This window comes from Halomonas sp. LMYGS-3 (assembly GCF_059509875.1).
This window is the reverse complement of record NZ_JCAKFQ010000001.1, coordinates 173,902-188,791: the sequence shown is the minus strand read 5'-3', so window position 1 is coordinate 188,791 and position 14,890 is coordinate 173,902. Positions and strand designations below refer to the sequence as shown.

Sequence of the window (14,890 nt, the reverse complement as noted above, 5' to 3'; positions counted from 1 at the left end):
CCTACTCCTCTACCCACCAGCCGCTGTGATAACGGCAGGTCTCGCCCAGCAGCGGCGTGACCCGCGACATGGCGGCGGCGAGCCGCGCGTCGAGCCCCCAGGGCGGGTTCACCACCAGCATGCCACTGCCGACCATGCCCCGCTCGTCCGTGGAGAGCTCACGCAGGATCAACTCGCTGCGCCAGATCTTGCGCAGCCCACCGTCACGCAGCCCTTCCAGCAACTCATGATGGCGCCCCGTCGGCAGCAGCGGGTACCACACCAGCATCACGGCGTGACGCACCTTGCGCATCACCTTCAACAGCGTCTTTGCCACCTCGGCGTATTCCGACTTGCGTTCGTAGCTGGGATCGATCAGTCCGCAGAGTCGCGGTGTCGATACCGGCAACCGCTGCTGGAGCCCGCGCAGGCCGTCGCCGTGGATACGCCGCACGTTGTCGGGCAGGCGCTGACGGGCGAGATGGTCATGTTCGCCCGGGTGCAGTTCGAACAGCACCAGCTGGTCGACCGGGCGCAGCCGCTGCGCCAGCCACCAGGGGGACCCCGGATAGCGATCCAATTCTCCCTCGTGCTGCTGTAGCCCGGCCAGCGAGGCCAGCCAGGCGTGGAGCAGCGGCTCCTCCGCCAACGCCTTGCGCGCCCGCCACAGCGGTGCCACCCCCTGGCGGTACTCCTGAAGCCTGCTCGTCTCCTCCGCCCCCAGGGGATAGACGCCTCGACCGGCATGGGTATCGATATACGTAATGGACGATCTCTTACGTAATAGATGATCGATGACGGCAAAGAGCGTCATGTGCTTGTGAACGTCGGCGAAATTGCCGGCATGATAGGCGTGCTGGTAGGAAAGCATGGATCGGCATCCGTGATTCGGCAAGCAAAGGGCCCGCCACTGAGACAGTGACGGGCCCGTATCGGCGGCAGCGAGCTACAGACAGGCCTTATTGCTGGAACTGGGACTCGATCGGCGACAGCGTGATCTCGACGCGGCGGTTCTGGGCACGCCCCGCCTCGTTGTCGTTACTCGCAATGGGCTGGGTCTGGCCATACCCTCTCATCTGCAGGCGGTTACGCGAGACACCGGACTGCGCCAGATAGTTGCCGACGGACTCGGCACGTCGCTCGGAGAGCCGCTGATTGTAGTCGGCATTGCCGGTGCTGTCGGTATGGCCGGCGACATTGACCCGGGTATCGGTGTACTGGGTCAGGACCGAGGAGACGTCGTTGAGCGCGTTGCGGGCGCTCGGGGTCAACTCGCTGGAGTCGAAGCCGAAAGTCACGCTGCTGGGCATGTTGAGCACGATGTCGTCGCCGCGGCGATCGACCTCGATCCCGGTGCCCTGCGTGCTGGCGCGCAACTGCTCCTCCTGGCGGTCCATGTAGGCGCCGACGCCGGCACCCGCAGCGGCACCCACGGCGGCGCCGATCAGGGCGCGATCGCGACGGCTGGTGCTGCCGTCTCCACTGAGCGCACCGGCGGCGGCGCCCACGGCGGCGCCAATGGCAGCACCGGTCCCGGTCTTGCTGCGCTGGGTCTCCCCGGAGTAGGGGTCGGTCGTAGCACAGCCCACCAGCAGGGCGGCGGCGGCCACCGGCACGAAAAGACGAAGAGGCTTGATCATGGGGTCGTGTCTCCTTGGTATTCGAAATGACCTGCGATGCTCATCCCTGACAGCCCCGGTCCTGACTGATCAGGCCCAGCAGCTCGTTCAAGAATAATAGACCTTGAGGAGATGCCTGCAGCCGGCCGGCATCTTCCACAAGAAGTCCTTTTTTGCGCGCCACCGCCAGCCTGTCCTCCAGGCGTGACGGCTCGCGCCCGGTACTCGCCGACCAGGTCGCCACGGGGACACCCTCTACCAGGCGCAGCGCGTTCATGGCGAATTCCAGCGGCAACTCTGCCTCGTCGATGAGGCCGCGGCCCGCGACGAAGCCCCGCGGGTCCTCGCGCCGGCGCAGATAGGCATCCGGCTGGCGCGACTTCCAGCGTCGCTCGATGGCCATCCCGCCGTCCACCTCGATTCGGCTCAGCTTGCCGTGAGCCCCCGCGCCGATCCCCAGGTAGTCCCCGAAGCGCCAGTAGTTGAGGTTGTGATGCGAACGGCGGCCGGGCCGCGAATAGGCAGAAATCTCGTAGCGCACCAGGCCGTCGGCTTCGAGTCGTTCATGGCCCAGGTCCTGAATATCCCACAGCACCTCCTCCTCGGGGAGCGCTGGTGGGTGGGAATGAAACTCGGTATTGGGCTCCAGCGTCAACTGGTACCAGGACAGGTGTTCCGGTGACAGGGCAAGCGCGGCCTCCAGATCGGCGAGGGCCAGATCCGGCGTCTGTCCCGGCAGGCCATGCATGAGGTCCAGGTTGAGGTTGTCGAAACCGGCTCGCCTGGCCTCGGCCACGGCGGCCTCCGCGTCGGCTCCCGAGTGGATTCGGCCCAGCGCCGCGAGCTGCTCGTCGCGGAAGCTCTGCACCCCCAGCGACAGGCGGTTGATCCCCGCGGCCCGATAGCCGGCGAAGCGGCCGCGCTCCAGGGTTCCCGGATTGGCCTCGAGGGTGATTTCGATGTCCTCCGCCAGGGGCAGCCGTTCGGCCAGCGACTCGAGCAGGCGCGCATAGAACCGAGGGGACATCAGGCTGGGCGTACCGCCACCGATGAAGACGCTGACCAATTCGCGGCCGTCCGCCAGCGGCAGGTCGGCATCGAGGTCGGCGATCAGGGCCTGCAGGTACGGCTCCTCGGGCAGCACCGCGCCGCGTCCGATGCCGTGGGAATTGAAGTCGCAATAGGGGCACTTGCGCACGCACCAAGGCACGTGAACATAGAGCGCCAGGGGCGGCAGGGCAGGGGGGGCGTCCATCGCACGGCCACTCATCGCCGATCGGGCCCCTCGCGCAGGGCCTCCACCAGGGCCTCCGCGGCGCGGCCGCGATGGCTGAAGCGGTTCTTCACCTCGGCGGAAAGCTCGGCGACGCTCATGCCCCGATCGGGCAGCCAGAACAGCGGGTCATAGCCGAAGCCCCCCTCACCACGGGGATGGGCCAGGATCTCGCCCTCCCAGCTGCGCTGCACGATCAGCGGTACGGGATCCTCGGCATGGCGAAGATAGACCAGTACGCACCAGTAGCGCCCGGTACGACTGCCCTCCGGTACGGTGGACAAGGCCTCCAGCAGCTTCTCGTTGTTGCGGGCATCGCTCTTCGGCTCCCCGGCATAGCGCGCCGACTGGATACCCGGCTGGCCGTGCAACGCATCCACCTCGAGCCCCGAGTCATCGGCCAGGGCCGGCAGGCCGCTGACTCGACTCGCCTGGCGGGCCTTGAGCAGGGCGTTCTCGACGAAGGTCAGGCCGGTTTCGTCGACCTCGGGCACGTCGAAATCGGCCTGGGGGTGGACATCGAATCCCAGGGGACCGAGCAGCTGGTGGAACTCCCGCAGCTTTCCGGCATTGCCGCTGGCCAACACCAGGGGGGTCGGGGTCATGGTCGGTTCTCCAGGTTGACGGGGATGCCCATTCTACGAGTCGGGCCTGGCAAGGGAAATGCAGGCGTTTGAATGATGGATCTCATACTGTCGACATGTGAAAACACAGACTAAAGTTCAGGAACGAGAGGCAAGTCTGACACGGAATGGGCATGAATTTCATTGTTTTCCCAGTTGAGGTCACCGTTGTCCGTTTCTCGCCTCCCATGTAAGTCATTGTCGATATTGGCTATTCACGAATGACCAGACAATCATTCTAAGAGGAAGGAAAGACATAACCAAAAGTTAGTAATAAATTGTTACATCTTGACCAACACTCAGTTGACCTCTTCAGTAAAGTCCCGCTCAGCCTGAAGGATGGTCAGGGATGGGGGACTCCACCTGCGCTTACGTGGGAGTCGCATCATGAATCAGGGTAAAGGAATCGTACTGCTGGTGACGACCAGCAATCCACAGACGCAGTTGTTCATCGACTACCTGCATCAGCAACTCGACTGCCCGGTGTCGGTCGTGGCGCCGGCAGCCGACTGGAAGGGCAGGGATCCCTCTCGCGTGCTGGTCCTGCTCGATGCCGATCACATCGACGAAGCCACCATGCAGCAGTGGCATGTCAAGGCGGCCGAGGAGACCGGCATGACGCTGGCCGCCTTCAACCTGCGTGACGAGGATCACGCGGTGGAGGTGCTCTCCGCCATGAACCTGCAGGGGGTCTTCTATCGCAGCGATCCCCTGCCGCTGATCTGCAAGGGGCTCAATACCCTGCTCGACGGCTACCTCTGGATGTCACGCTCGCTGATGACCCGCATGATCCAGTTCTTCCGTCGCCAGCAGCTCAACTCCTACCGCCCGGTCTGCGGCTTGACCCATCGGGAACTGGAGATCATCGCCATGCTGGGTACCGGGGCGTCGAACACCGAGATCGCCGACCAGCTGTTCGTCAGCGAGCACACCGTCAAGTCGCACCTCTACAACATCTTCCGCAAGATCAAGGTACACAACCGCATCCAGGCGGTGAACTGGGCGCGCCAGAATCTGGGCGCCCCCCCGCCGCTGGTCGGTCGTCGCCGACGCAACGAGCCCCCCGTGGTATCCAACGGCCACTGAACCGGGGCGCCTCAGATCAGCCGGACATGCTCCTGGATCAGCCCCGCCAGGGTCTCGGCGGCGTTGTCGGCGGTGGTGTCCAACCGGACCAGATGGAGTCGCTCCTCGTCGGCGAAGGGCTCCAGATCCGCCTGCTGACGGGTCAATACCGACAGGCTCTCCTCCACGGCGACCCCCTGCTGCCTGGCCCGTTTCTCGATGCGCCGACGCAGGGTGGCCTCATCGGCCTCGAAGCTGACGAGCAGGCACGGCAACCCCCTGGCCTCGGCCTGCAGGCGCAACAGGTCGCGCTGCCAGCGGCGCAGGCAGGTCCCGTCGACGCAGGCGGCGAAGCCCGCATCCAGCAGCGTCCCGGCCAGATCGGCGAGTTGCCGGTAGGTGCGTTCGGTCGCCGCCCCCGAGAAGATATCCACAGGCGGTTCCGTGGCAGAGGCCTGTGGATCGATGCCGTATAGCCGACGTCGTTCGACATCGGAACAGAGCCTCACGGCTCCCAGCTTCTGTACCAGCCCGCTGGTGAAACGACTCTTGCCACTGCCGGACACGCCGACGGCGATCACCAGCGGGGGAAAGCGGAATTCGGCGTGGCTCTCGGCCAGGCCGAGGTAGTGGCGGCACTCGGCCATGGTCTCGGCGAGCAGCGCCGGATGTTCGGGATCCTGACCGGCCGCGGGACGCCGCTCCAGGGCCCTTCGCGCCCCGCTGAGGGCATGACAGGTCCGGAACAGCGACAGCAGCCTGGTCGCTTGGTAATCGCCGGAGAGCCGCAGGTAGTGATCCAGGGCCTGGCGTGCCAACCCCTGCGCGTCGCGGCTCTCCAGTCCCACCAGCAACGCGGCGAGATCGCTGGCCGGGTCGGCCGGCAACGCCACGCCGGGGCCCGCGAGGTCCCGACCGAGGGCATTGGCCAGCAGGACCCGTCCCCGGTGGCAGAGTCGACTATCCGGGCGATCGAGTGCCCAACTGCGGCACAGCCGCTGCCGGCGATCCTCGAAGACCGGCGCGAGACGCTGGATATCCTGCTCGAGCCAATCGACGAGATGCGCCAGGCGGGCCCGATCCTCGTCACCCTCGAGGCGCTGTTGGATAGCCCGCACTTCGCCCATGGCCATGGCCTCAGCCGCCTGCCGGCCGGCATCGGCGGAGGCCGACGACAGGGCGGCATCGCGGTGAAAGACCGCCAGCCGCTCGACCAGCGCCTCCAGTTCGAGGGCTTCACCCGGCGATGGGGCAGCCTCCGTTTTCTGGCTCATAGCGCGTCTCCATCCGATCTCGGCAAGCCGCCGCCAGCAGGCGGAGACTCAAGCCTGCTGCATGACGCCCAGGGCCTGCTCAGCGGCATCCAGGGTCACCTGGATGTCCTCCGGCGTGTGGGCACTGGACATGAAACCGGCCTCATAGGCCGAGGGTGCCAGGTAGACCCCCTGATCGAGCATCGCCGAGAAGAAGCGGCGGAAGGCGCCGGCATCGCAGGCCGTGGCCTGGGCAAAGTTGTCGACCCGGCTCTGGCGGGTAAAGAAGACGCCGAACATGCCGCCGACCCGCTGGGTGATCATGTCGACGCCGGCCGCGTCGGCGCGCTCCTGCAGGCCGTGGCAGAGGGTATCGACCCGCTGGGCCAGGGCCTTGTGGAAGCCCGGGGCCCGCAACTTGGAGAGCAGGGCGATGCCGGCGGCCATGGCCAGGGGGTTGCCCGACAGGGTGCCGGCCTGGTAGATCGGCCCCAGCGGCGAGATGTTGGACATGATCGTCCTGCTGCCGCCGAAGGCCCCCACCGGCATGCCGCCGCCGACGATCTTGCCCAGGCAGGTGAGATCCGGCTTGACGTCGTAGTGGGCCTGCGCCCCGCCCAGGGCGACCCGGAAGCCGGTCATCACCTCGTCGAAGATCAGCACGCTGTCGTAGGCGTTGCAGACCCGCCGCAGGGTCTCCAGGAAGCCCGGCTGCGGCGGGATGCAGTTCATGTTGCCGGCGACCGGTTCGACGATGATGGCAGCCACCTGGTCGCCGAGCTCCTCGAAGCACTGCTCCACCGCATCCAGGTCGTTATAGGGCAGGGTGATGGTGTGCTCGGCCAGGGAGGCCGGCACGCCCGGCGAGCTGGGCTCGCCATGGGTCAGGGCGCCGGAACCGGCCTTGACCAGCAGCGAATCGGAGTGGCCATGGTAGTTGCCCTCGAACTTGACGATCTTGTCACGCCCGGTGACGCCACGCGCCAGACGAATCGCCGACATCGTGGCCTCGGTACCGGAGTTCACCATGCGCACCATCTCGATGGAGGGGATCATCTCGCAGATCAGGTCGGCCATGGTGGTCTCGATGGCCGTGGGGGTACCGAAGGAGAGGCCGTGGTCGAGCCGCTCGCGCACGGCACCGAGCACATCCGGGTCGGCATGACCGGTGATCATCGGCCCCCAGGAGCCCACGTAATCGACGTAGCGCTTGCCTTCCACATCGAACAGGTAGGCGCCCTGGGCACGCTCCATGAACACCGGCGGGCGCTCCAGTCCCTTGAAGGCACGCACCGGCGAATTGACGCCCCCGGGGATGTGACGGCAGGCCTGTTCGAAGAGCTGAGCGGATGTGGTCATGTCTACCTCATGCAAACGAAAGTGGTATCAAGCCGCGCCATCGGGCTTGTGGACAAATCACTGGACAACTTGCCGGCAAGCGGGGGAAAGGCGGTGAAGAAGTGCCTCGCGGCCCGTGAAGCCTGCCGGCCTCCTTGCTCCATTCTCGGTGCTCGCGCCGACGATGGCCAGCCCGCCCTCACTCACGCGATGCGCTCCCGGGAAAGGCCACCGGCGCCGGCAGCTGCCAGAGTCGCCGCGGCAACGCCTGATCCTGGCCCGGTTGCCAACCGTGGGCCAACGCCTGCCAGGTGAACGCCTGGGCCTGTTCGCAGGCCGTCACCACCGACTCTCCCGCCGCCAGGCGTGCCGCCAATGCCGCGGCGAGCGTACATCCGGAGCCATGGAAGTCGCCGTCGAGCCGTGGCCAGGACCACTGCCGGCTCACGTCCATGGCATGCAGGGTATGCTCGATCCGGTCGGCCGGCACTCGCCCGCTCGGGTCGTCGGTGCCGGTGACCAGCACCGCCTGGCAGCCCAGCGACATCAGTTCCACCGCGCGCTCGGTATCGTCGCCTTGGGTGGCCACGGCCAGTCGCTGCAGCTCGAGACGATTGGGGGTGAGAATATCCACCAGCGGCAGCAGGCGCTCGCGGAAGGCATCCACCAGCTCGGCTGTGGATAACTCACTGCCGCCGCCCGCCTTGAGCACCGGATCCACCACCAGCGGCACCCCGGGATGGCAGCGGACGATATCGGTCACCGCGTCGAGGATCGCCGTGTCGGCCACCAGCCCGACCTTGATGGCGGCGATCTCGAACCCGTCGAGTGCCGAGGCCATGGTGCGAATGGCATCGGGATCGACCGGCAGCACCCCGGCCACGTCTCGACAGTTCTGTACCGTCAGCGCCGTGGGAATCGTCAGCGCCCAGCCGCCACAGGCGGCGATCGCCTCGGCGTCGGCCACCAGGCCGGCCCCGCCGGTGGGATCGTGGCCCGCCAGCACCAGCACGACCGGCAGATGGGGAGAGACGTCGTGAGCGGTCATCATCAGAAGGGCTTGAGCACGGCGAGCAGAACGATCGCCAGCAGCGCGATCACCGGCAGCTCGTTGAACCAGCGGAAGAAGACGTGGCTCCGCGTGCAGCGCTCCTGCGCGAACTGCTTCAGGTAGATCAGGCAGACATGGTGATAGGCCACCAGCAGCGCCACCAGCAGCAGCTTGACGTGCATCCAGCCCTGGCCGAGCCAGGAAGGCATCAGGTACAGCATCCAACCACCGAACAGCAGCACGACGAGCATCGACGGCGTCATGATGCCGCGGTAGAGCTTGCGTTCCATCACCAGGAAATGATCGATGGCCTGCCGCTCGTCCCTATCGCGAGCCATGGCGTGATAGACAAAGAGCCGCGGTAGATAGAACAGGGCGGCGAACCAGGTCACCATGGCGATCAGGTGCAGGGCCTTGATCCACAGGTACATTTGAGCTCCTCAGGACGGAGATGAGGGGTCGAATCGGTAATAGCGCTCGATGGCGCCGCGGGTGATGATACCGGAAATCCGTTTCTGCTTCGGCCGGTGGCCATGCTCCACGTAGAGGGCATCCACCGCCTCGTCGTTGAGCCGGGCGAAGGCCTCGGACAGGGTCGCCTGCAGGTGGATCGGCGCCATCTCGAGACGCTGGCCGGGAATCTCCAGCAGGTCGAGCAACTCGCCCTCGTCGCGCTCCCCCCCGGCCGCCGTCTCGTCGTGCCCCATCAGCCAGCGCGCCAGGTCGGCGGCCTTGAGCGCCAGGGTCGGCTTGTCGCCGGAGGAGCGTTCGATCAGCACCCAGACCGGGTTGGGCTCGAGCAGCGCCTGGGCCTGGTCGCGGGTCACCATCCGCGGCGTTCGCACCAGGCTGCGCTCCATGACCGCCGGCACCGAGACACGGGAGAGCGCCTGCATCAGCGGCTGCTGCAGGGGATGCAGGCCATGGCGGGTGACGCTGATGAAGAATCCATCGCAGCGGCACAGTTGGCGGGTGGTGAGCCCGGACACCACCACCGCCAGCATGCCGGGCAGGATGATGTTGGGGTTGTGAGTCAGTTCGAGCAGGGCCATCAGGGCGGCCAGCGGTGCCTGCAGCACGGCGCCCATCATCGCCGCCATGCCGAGCATGGCGTAGAGCCCGGGGTCGGCGGCGGTGCCCGGCCACAGCCAGCCCCCCGCCAGGCCCATCAGGGCGCCTGCGGCGGCACCGACCACCAGCACCGGGCCGATGATGCCGATCGGGACGCCGCTGGCCACGGTGAGGGCCGTGAGCAGCAGTTTCGCCACCACCAGCGCCAGCAGCACGTCGACGGCCAGCTCACCGCTGAGCGAGGCCGCCAGGCTGTCATAGCCGATGCCTTGTACCTCCGGGTACCACCAGGCCACGCCCGCCGTGGCCACCGCGACCAGCGACAGACGCAGCCAGACCGGCCGGCCGGTGATCCGCGAGCTCTTCGCCACATGGATGAAGGCGCCGGCCAGCAGCCCGATCAGCAGGGCGGAGATCACGATCCAGGGCAGGTTGAACATCGATTCCAGGCTCACCGTGGGTACCTGGAAGGCCGGCTCGGAGCCGTAGACCAGCTGCGCCACCACGGCCCCCATGGTCGAGGCGAGGATCACCGGCATGAAGCCGGCGATGGTGTACTCCATCATCACCACTTCCATGGCGAAGATGACCCCGGCGATGGGGGTATTGAAGGAGGCGGAGATGCCCGCCGCCGTGCCACAGGCCACCAGTACCCGCAGGCTGTTGTGGGGCAGTCGCAACTGCTGACCCAGGCCGCTGGAGGCCGCCGCGCCGAGGTGGATCGCCGGCCCCTCGCGCCCGGCGGAGAGCCCACCGAGCACCGACACCACCCCGACCCACCACTGGTTGAGCCAGTTGCGCAACGGAAAGCGCCCCTGGTGGTAGGTCAGCCGCTCGATCACGTGGCCCACACCCAGCTTGCGGGCCGCCGGCGGCTGGCGCCACAGCAGGAACCCGATGAAGGCGACCGCCACCAGCGGCAGGGCGGCGCGCACCTCGCGGGAGAGACCCTCGAAGGCCTCGGAATCGCCCCCCGGCATGAAAGCCAGGGCCCCCAGGTCGAGCAGCAGGCGGAAGCCCACCATCAGCCCCCCCGTGATCAGCCCCGAGATCACGCCCAGCACGCACAGCTGGGGCAGGGCATCGACATTGGCCAGCTGGCGGCGGAAGCCTTCCAGGCTGAGGTCGGGGAGCGAGAAGCGCGGCACGGCAACGATCCTGTTTATCCGGTGGCGGAGAGCGGTCTGGGTAGGCGCCCCCTCTCTTGTGTATCATAAGCGTCATCAGAGGTCCCGGCTGCGGCAGGCGTTCGACGCAGCGTCCACGCCGGGGCGACAGACGCATCAGGCCATCGGGAAGGAGGGGATCGTGATCAAGGTCGGAATCGTCGGCGGCACCGGGTACACCGGGGTCGAACTGCTCAGGCTGCTGGCCCAGCACCCCGAGGTCGAGGTGGAGGCGATCACCTCCCGTTCCGAGACGGGCGTGCGCGTCGGCGACATGTACCCCAACCTGCGCGGCCACTACGACGACCTGGCCTTCAGCGAGCCCGACGCCGAGCGCCTCGGCGCCTGCGATGCGGTGTTCTTCGCCACGCCTCACGGCGTGGCCCACGCCCTGGCCGGCGAGCTGCTCGACAAGGGGACCCGGGTGATCGACCTCTCGGCGGACTTCCGCCTGCGCGATGCCGAGGAGTGGGCCCACTGGTACGGTCAGCCCCACGGTGCCCCGGCGCTGCTTGACGAGGCGGTCTACGGGTTGCCGGAGATGCACCGTGAGCGCATCCGGCAAGCACGCCTGATCGCCGTGCCCGGCTGCTATCCCACCGCCGTGCAGCTCGGCCTGCTGCCGCTGCTCGAGGCCGGCCTGATCGACGCCGACCGGGTGATCGCCGACTGCAAGTCCGGCGTCACCGGGGCCGGCCGCGGTGCCAAGGTGCCCTCGCTGCTCGCCGAGGCCAGTGAATCGATGAAGGCCTACGGCGCCAGCGGCCACCGCCACCTGCCGGAGATCCGCCAGGGGCTCGGCGACGCCGCGGGCGGTCCGGTGGGCCTGACCTTCGTGCCCCACCTCACCCCGATGATCCGCGGCATCCACGCCACCCTCTACGGCCGCCTGACGGGCGAGCCGGGCGACCTGCAGGCGCTGTTCGAGACACGCTTCGCGGACGAGCCCTTCGTCGACGTCATGCCCCCCGGCAGCCATCCCGAGACGCGCAGCGTCAAGGGCGCCAACCTCTGCCGTATCGCCGTGCACCGCCCCGGCGACGGCGACACCGTGGTGGTGCTGTCGGTGATCGACAACCTGGTCAAGGGCGCCTCCGGCCAGGCGGTCCAGAACCTCAACCTGATGTTCGGCTTCGCCGAGAACGCCGGCCTCGCCGCCCCGGCGCTAATGCCCTGACGCCATCATCCAAGCCACCGAGGGGTGCCGGGGGCAGGTCGCAGCGAAGGTCACTCCCACAAAAGTTGACCCTTTTGCTGGGGATTGGGGATAATGGATGGTCGAATTCTCCATTTCCCTTCAGGGAGCTCTTCCATGAGCGGTGCCGAATCCTTCGTCCCCACCCCCTTGATGCTGTCGGACAGCGCCCGTGCGCGTCTCAAGGCATTGATCGAGGAAGAGGACAACGCCGAGCTGAAGCTGCGGGTCTACGTGACCGGCGGCGGTTGTTCCGGCTTCCAGTACGGCTTCGATTTCGCCGACGAGGTCGCCGAGGACGACACCCTGATCCCCTTCGGCGATGTCGCCCTGGTGATCGACCCGCTCTCGTACCAGTACCTGGTCGGCTCCACGGTGGATTTCGAGGAGGGCCTGGCCGGCGCCCGCTTCCTGGTCCAGAACCCCAACGCCACCACCACCTGCGGCTGCGGCGCCTCCTTCATGGTCTGACCCCGGGTCTCCCCGCGACTTGACGGTTCCCGGGAAGCTCGCCAAGGTTGAAAGGGCGAATCCCACCGGAAAAGTCCTATAACACGGGGAGCCACATGAACAGATCCTCCATCGCTTCGCCCGCGCTGAAGCAAGTCACACTAGCCGCCACCCTGTCGCTGGGCCTCGGCCTCGCCGGTCACGCCCTGGCCCAGACGCCCACCGTCAATGTGGTCACCGATCCCAGCTTCGTACCCTTCGAGATGCTGGATCCCGATACCGGCGAGATGATCGGCTTCGACATGGACATGATCAACGAAGTCGCCGAACGGGCCGGCTTCGAGATCAACCTCACCACCATGGAGTTTGCCGGGATCATTCCCGCGGTGCAGACCGGCAGCCAGGAGATCGCCATCGCTGGCGTGACCATCACCGAGGAACGCGCCGAGATCGTCGATTTCTCCGACCCCTACTACGACTCCGGCCTGCGCATCATCGTGCGCGCCGACAACGACAGCGTCGAGACCATCGAGGATCTCGAGGGCATGTCCATCGCCACCCGCATCGGCTCCACCAGCTACGACTTCCTTCAGGAGACCCTGGGCGACCGCGCCGACATCACCCCCTATCCGGGCAACAGCGACATGTACATGGCGCTGCTGGGTCGCAACGTGGATGCCGCCTTCTACGACGCCCCCAACGTCTCCTACTTCGCCCAGACCCGCGGCGAAGGGCGTACCAAGGTGGTCGGTCCGCTCTACGAGGGTCAGCAGTACGGAATCGTCTTCCACAAGGGCAGCCGGTGGGTCACGCCGGTAAACGAGGCCCTGGCCGAGATGCGCGAGGACGGCACCTACGACGAGATCTACGCGAAGTGGTTCGGCGAGTCGCCGAGCGACGATTGATCGCCCCGTCGGCCTGATCGCCTCGCCACCGGGCGAGTCATGAGCGGGGCCGGGAGGTGCTGCCGCCCGGCCCCGGATCGTTTCAGGTTCCCCCCCGACATTCCGGAGACCCGCTCGTGGACGTGACCTTTCAATTCGACTGGCTGGCGGCCCTGCGCTCGATTCCCCACCTGTTGCCGGGCATTCCCTGGACCCTGGTGATCTCCTTCGGCGGCCTCGCCATCGGCTTCGTCATCGGCATCATCTTCGGCCTGCTGCGCATCAGCCCGCTGCGCTGGCTGCGCTTTCCCGCGATCCTCTACATCGAGGTGTTCCGCGGCACCCCCATCCTGGTCCAGGTGCTGTTCATCTTCTATGGCCTGCCCCAGATCCTCGGCGGCCCGATCAACGCCCTCACCGCCGGCATCGCCGCCATCGCGGTCAACTCCGGGGCCTACATCTCCGAAGTGGTGCGCGGCGGCGTGCAATCCATCGAGCGCGGCCAACGAGAGGCCTCGCTGTCGCTGGGGCTCTCCCGCACCCAGGCCTTCCGCTACGTGATCTGGCCCCAGGCCTTCCGGCGCATGATCCCGCCACTCGGCAACCAGGGCATCATCAGCATCAAGGACACCTCGCTGTTCTCGGTGATCGGCGTCGGCGAACTGGTGCGCCAGGGCCAGATCTACATCGCCACCACCTTCACCGCCCTCGAAGTCTATTTCATGGTGGCCCTGATGTACCTGGCCATCACCTGGAGCCTCTCCATCGCCCTGCGCCTGCTCGAGCGCCGTGGCCTGGTTGGCCAGTGAAGGAGTCACGAGACAGCTAGGGGAGCCACCGCATGACACAGAGCAAGACGAGCACGACGCCCATCGTGCGCATGGAGAAGGTCAACAAGCACTTCGGCAGCCTGCACGTGCTCAAGGAGATCGACCTCGAGGTCCAGCCCGGTGAGGTGGTGGTGGTGATCGGCGCCAGCGGTTCCGGCAAGTCGACCCTGATCCGCTGCATCAATGGCCTCGAGGAGTTCCAGCAGGGCCATATCGAGGTCGACGCTAAGGAGTTGCTGCCCGACGGCAAGAGTGCCAGGGCGCTGCAGAAGATCCGTACCGAAGTCGGCATGGTGTTCCAGCAGTTCAACCTCTTTCCGCACCTCAGCGTGCTCGACAACGTCATCCTGGCGCCGATGAAGGTGCGCGGCTGGAGCCGGGCGGATGCCGTCGAGATCGCCGAACGGCTGCTCGAGCGGGTGGGTATCGCCGACCAGAGTGCCAAGCATCCCGCCCAGCTCTCCGGCGGCCAGCAGCAGCGCGTGGCCCTGGCCCGGGCGCTGGCCATGGAGCCGCGGCTGATGCTGTTCGACGAGCCCACCTCGGCGCTCGACCCGGAGATGATCGGCGAGGTTCTCGATGCCATGCGCGAGCTGGCGAAAGAGGGCATGACCATGGTGATCGTCACCCACGAGATGGGCTTCGCCCGCGAGGTTGCCGACCGGGTGATCTTCATCCACCAGGGAGAGATCGTCGAGCAGGGACCACCCGAGCGGCTCTTCGACGCTCCCCAACAGGAACGCACCCGCAACTTCCTCGCCCGGGTGCTCAAGCACTGAATCCGGCTTTTTCACGTCACTCCCGGGGCCCTGTCGTTATCGACAGGGCCTTTTTTCCGCCTGTGGACAGAATTCCTGGACAGGGCTTCTCCAAGGCGCCGGCTCCCCCGTCATGGCGGGCTTCGTTGCAATCGCGAAGGGGTGTTCACAGTCGCGGGCACAAGCCGGGTAGCCGCCGGTGGACAAGCGGTGCGCCGACGCCGCTGTGGGCAAGTCGCCGTTCCATCCACAGGCTCCCGACCGCCTGTCCGCAGCCAGCCAGCCCCTTGTCCAGCTTTTGGTCAACAATATATCCTGTTGATAAAAAAGAGATA

The 14,890-nt window shown here is 66.7% G+C and carries 15 protein-coding genes; 6 read left to right on the top strand and 9 right to left on the bottom strand.

Annotated features, from left to right (window positions below; translation table 11 throughout):
- Position 1: 1 nt before the first annotated feature.
- From AC5W54_RS00920 to rdgB, 4 genes are all read right to left on the bottom strand, one after another.
- Positions 2–850, bottom strand: coding sequence for a 23S rRNA (adenine(2030)-N(6))-methyltransferase RlmJ (locus tag AC5W54_RS00920; RefSeq protein WP_495960187.1), 849 nt, complete (start codon positions 848–850; stop codon positions 2–4).
- A gap of 88 nt (positions 851–938) precedes the next feature.
- Positions 939–1,619 carry a YiaD family glycine zipper/OmpA-like lipoprotein gene (locus AC5W54_RS00915; protein ID WP_495960186.1) on the bottom strand — a complete coding sequence of 227 codons (681 nt, stop codon included), beginning with the start codon at positions 1,617–1,619 and terminating at the stop codon, positions 939–941.
- Between the two features lie 40 nt (positions 1,620–1,659).
- On the bottom strand, positions 1,660–2,853 hold the full coding sequence (gene hemW / locus AC5W54_RS00910; RefSeq protein ID WP_495960185.1) for a radical SAM family heme chaperone HemW: 1,194 nt from the start codon (positions 2,851–2,853) through the stop codon (positions 1,660–1,662).
- A gap of 11 nt (positions 2,854–2,864) precedes the next feature.
- On the bottom strand, positions 2,865–3,476 hold the full coding sequence (gene rdgB / locus AC5W54_RS00905) for an RdgB/HAM1 family non-canonical purine NTP pyrophosphatase (protein WP_495960184.1): 612 nt from the start codon (positions 3,474–3,476) through the stop codon (positions 2,865–2,867).
- A 405-nt stretch (positions 3,477–3,881) separates the two neighbouring features.
- Between rdgB and AC5W54_RS00900 the strand changes: the two genes are divergently transcribed.
- Entirely contained in the window at positions 3,882–4,580 is a 699-nt protein-coding gene (locus AC5W54_RS00900) for a LuxR C-terminal-related transcriptional regulator (protein ID WP_495960183.1), read from the top strand.
- An 11-nt stretch (positions 4,581–4,591) separates the two neighbouring features.
- Here AC5W54_RS00900 and AC5W54_RS00895 read toward each other — a convergent pair whose 3' ends face one another.
- From AC5W54_RS00895 to AC5W54_RS00875, 5 genes are all read right to left on the bottom strand, one after another.
- The gene (locus tag AC5W54_RS00895) at positions 4,592–5,833 is read right to left on the bottom strand and encodes a P-loop nucleotide/nucleoside kinase family protein (protein WP_495960182.1); all 1,242 of its coding nucleotides are present in this window, start codon (positions 5,831–5,833) and stop codon (positions 4,592–4,594) included.
- Between the two features lie 48 nt (positions 5,834–5,881).
- Positions 5,882–7,171: a glutamate-1-semialdehyde 2,1-aminomutase gene (gene hemL, locus AC5W54_RS00890; RefSeq protein ID WP_495960181.1), complete on the bottom strand. Its 1,290-nt coding sequence runs from the start codon at positions 7,169–7,171 to the stop codon at positions 5,882–5,884.
- A gap of 178 nt (positions 7,172–7,349) precedes the next feature.
- The gene (gene thiD / locus AC5W54_RS00885; protein WP_495960180.1) at positions 7,350–8,201 is read right to left on the bottom strand and encodes a bifunctional hydroxymethylpyrimidine kinase/phosphomethylpyrimidine kinase; all 852 of its coding nucleotides are present in this window, start codon (positions 8,199–8,201) and stop codon (positions 7,350–7,352) included.
- Complete coding sequence (hemJ, locus tag AC5W54_RS00880) at positions 8,201–8,632, bottom strand: protoporphyrinogen oxidase HemJ (RefSeq protein ID WP_495960179.1); 432 nt, start codon at positions 8,630–8,632, stop codon at positions 8,201–8,203. The genes thiD and hemJ overlap by 1 nt, the downstream gene beginning before the upstream one ends.
- Positions 8,633–8,641: 9 nt before the next feature.
- On the bottom strand, positions 8,642–10,420 hold the full coding sequence (locus AC5W54_RS00875; protein ID WP_495960178.1) for a chloride channel protein: 1,779 nt from the start codon (positions 10,418–10,420) through the stop codon (positions 8,642–8,644).
- Positions 10,421–10,580: 160 nt separating this feature from the next.
- Here AC5W54_RS00875 and argC point away from each other — a divergent pair, with 160 nt between their 5' ends.
- The 5 genes from argC to AC5W54_RS00850 all read left to right on the top strand — a co-directional run bounded on the left by argC (position 10,581) and on the right by AC5W54_RS00850 (position 14,576).
- On the top strand, positions 10,581–11,615 hold the full coding sequence (gene argC / locus AC5W54_RS00870) for an N-acetyl-gamma-glutamyl-phosphate reductase (RefSeq protein WP_495960177.1): 1,035 nt from the start codon (positions 10,581–10,583) through the stop codon (positions 11,613–11,615).
- Between the two features lie 135 nt (positions 11,616–11,750).
- Positions 11,751–12,104, top strand: a complete 354-nt coding sequence (gene erpA / locus AC5W54_RS00865) for an iron-sulfur cluster insertion protein ErpA (protein WP_495960176.1) — start codon at positions 11,751–11,753, stop codon at positions 12,102–12,104.
- Positions 12,105–12,199: 95 nt separating this feature from the next.
- Positions 12,200–12,988 carry a transporter substrate-binding domain-containing protein gene (locus AC5W54_RS00860; protein WP_495960175.1) on the top strand — a complete coding sequence of 263 codons (789 nt, stop codon included), beginning with the start codon at positions 12,200–12,202 and terminating at the stop codon, positions 12,986–12,988.
- Positions 12,989–13,104: 116 nt separating this feature from the next.
- Positions 13,105–13,776 (top strand): amino acid ABC transporter permease, encoded by a 672-nt coding sequence (locus AC5W54_RS00855; RefSeq protein WP_495960174.1) that lies wholly within the window; start codon positions 13,105–13,107, stop codon positions 13,774–13,776.
- Positions 13,777–13,808: 32 nt separating this feature from the next.
- The gene (locus AC5W54_RS00850; protein ID WP_495960173.1) at positions 13,809–14,576 is read left to right on the top strand and encodes an amino acid ABC transporter ATP-binding protein; all 768 of its coding nucleotides are present in this window, start codon (positions 13,809–13,811) and stop codon (positions 14,574–14,576) included.
- Positions 14,577–14,890 lie beyond the last annotated feature (314 nt).

Coding starts and splice junctions, on each gene's coding strand:
- AC5W54_RS00920 (WP_495960187.1), bottom strand. CDS start 850: ATGCTTTCCTACCAGCACGCCTATCATGCCGGCAATTTCGCCGACGTT.
- AC5W54_RS00915 (WP_495960186.1), bottom strand. CDS start 1,619: ATGATCAAGCCTCTTCGTCTTTTCGTGCCGGTGGCCGCCGCCGCCCTG.
- hemW (WP_495960185.1), bottom strand. CDS start 2,853: ATGGACGCCCCCCCTGCCCTGCCGCCCCTGGCGCTCTATGTTCACGTG.
- rdgB (WP_495960184.1), bottom strand. CDS start 3,476: ATGACCCCGACCCCCCTGGTGTTGGCCAGCGGCAATGCCGGAAAGCTG.
- AC5W54_RS00900 (WP_495960183.1), top strand. CDS start 3,882: ATGAATCAGGGTAAAGGAATCGTACTGCTGGTGACGACCAGCAATCCA.
- AC5W54_RS00895 (WP_495960182.1), bottom strand. CDS start 5,833: ATGAGCCAGAAAACGGAGGCTGCCCCATCGCCGGGTGAAGCCCTCGAA.
- hemL (WP_495960181.1), bottom strand. CDS start 7,171: ATGACCACATCCGCTCAGCTCTTCGAACAGGCCTGCCGTCACATCCCC.
- thiD (WP_495960180.1), bottom strand. CDS start 8,201: ATGATGACCGCTCACGACGTCTCTCCCCATCTGCCGGTCGTGCTGGTG.
- hemJ (WP_495960179.1), bottom strand. CDS start 8,632: ATGTACCTGTGGATCAAGGCCCTGCACCTGATCGCCATGGTGACCTGG.
- erpA (WP_495960176.1), top strand. CDS start 11,751: ATGAGCGGTGCCGAATCCTTCGTCCCCACCCCCTTGATGCTGTCGGAC.
- AC5W54_RS00860 (WP_495960175.1), top strand. CDS start 12,200: ATGAACAGATCCTCCATCGCTTCGCCCGCGCTGAAGCAAGTCACACTA.
- AC5W54_RS00850 (WP_495960173.1), top strand. CDS start 13,809: ATGACACAGAGCAAGACGAGCACGACGCCCATCGTGCGCATGGAGAAG.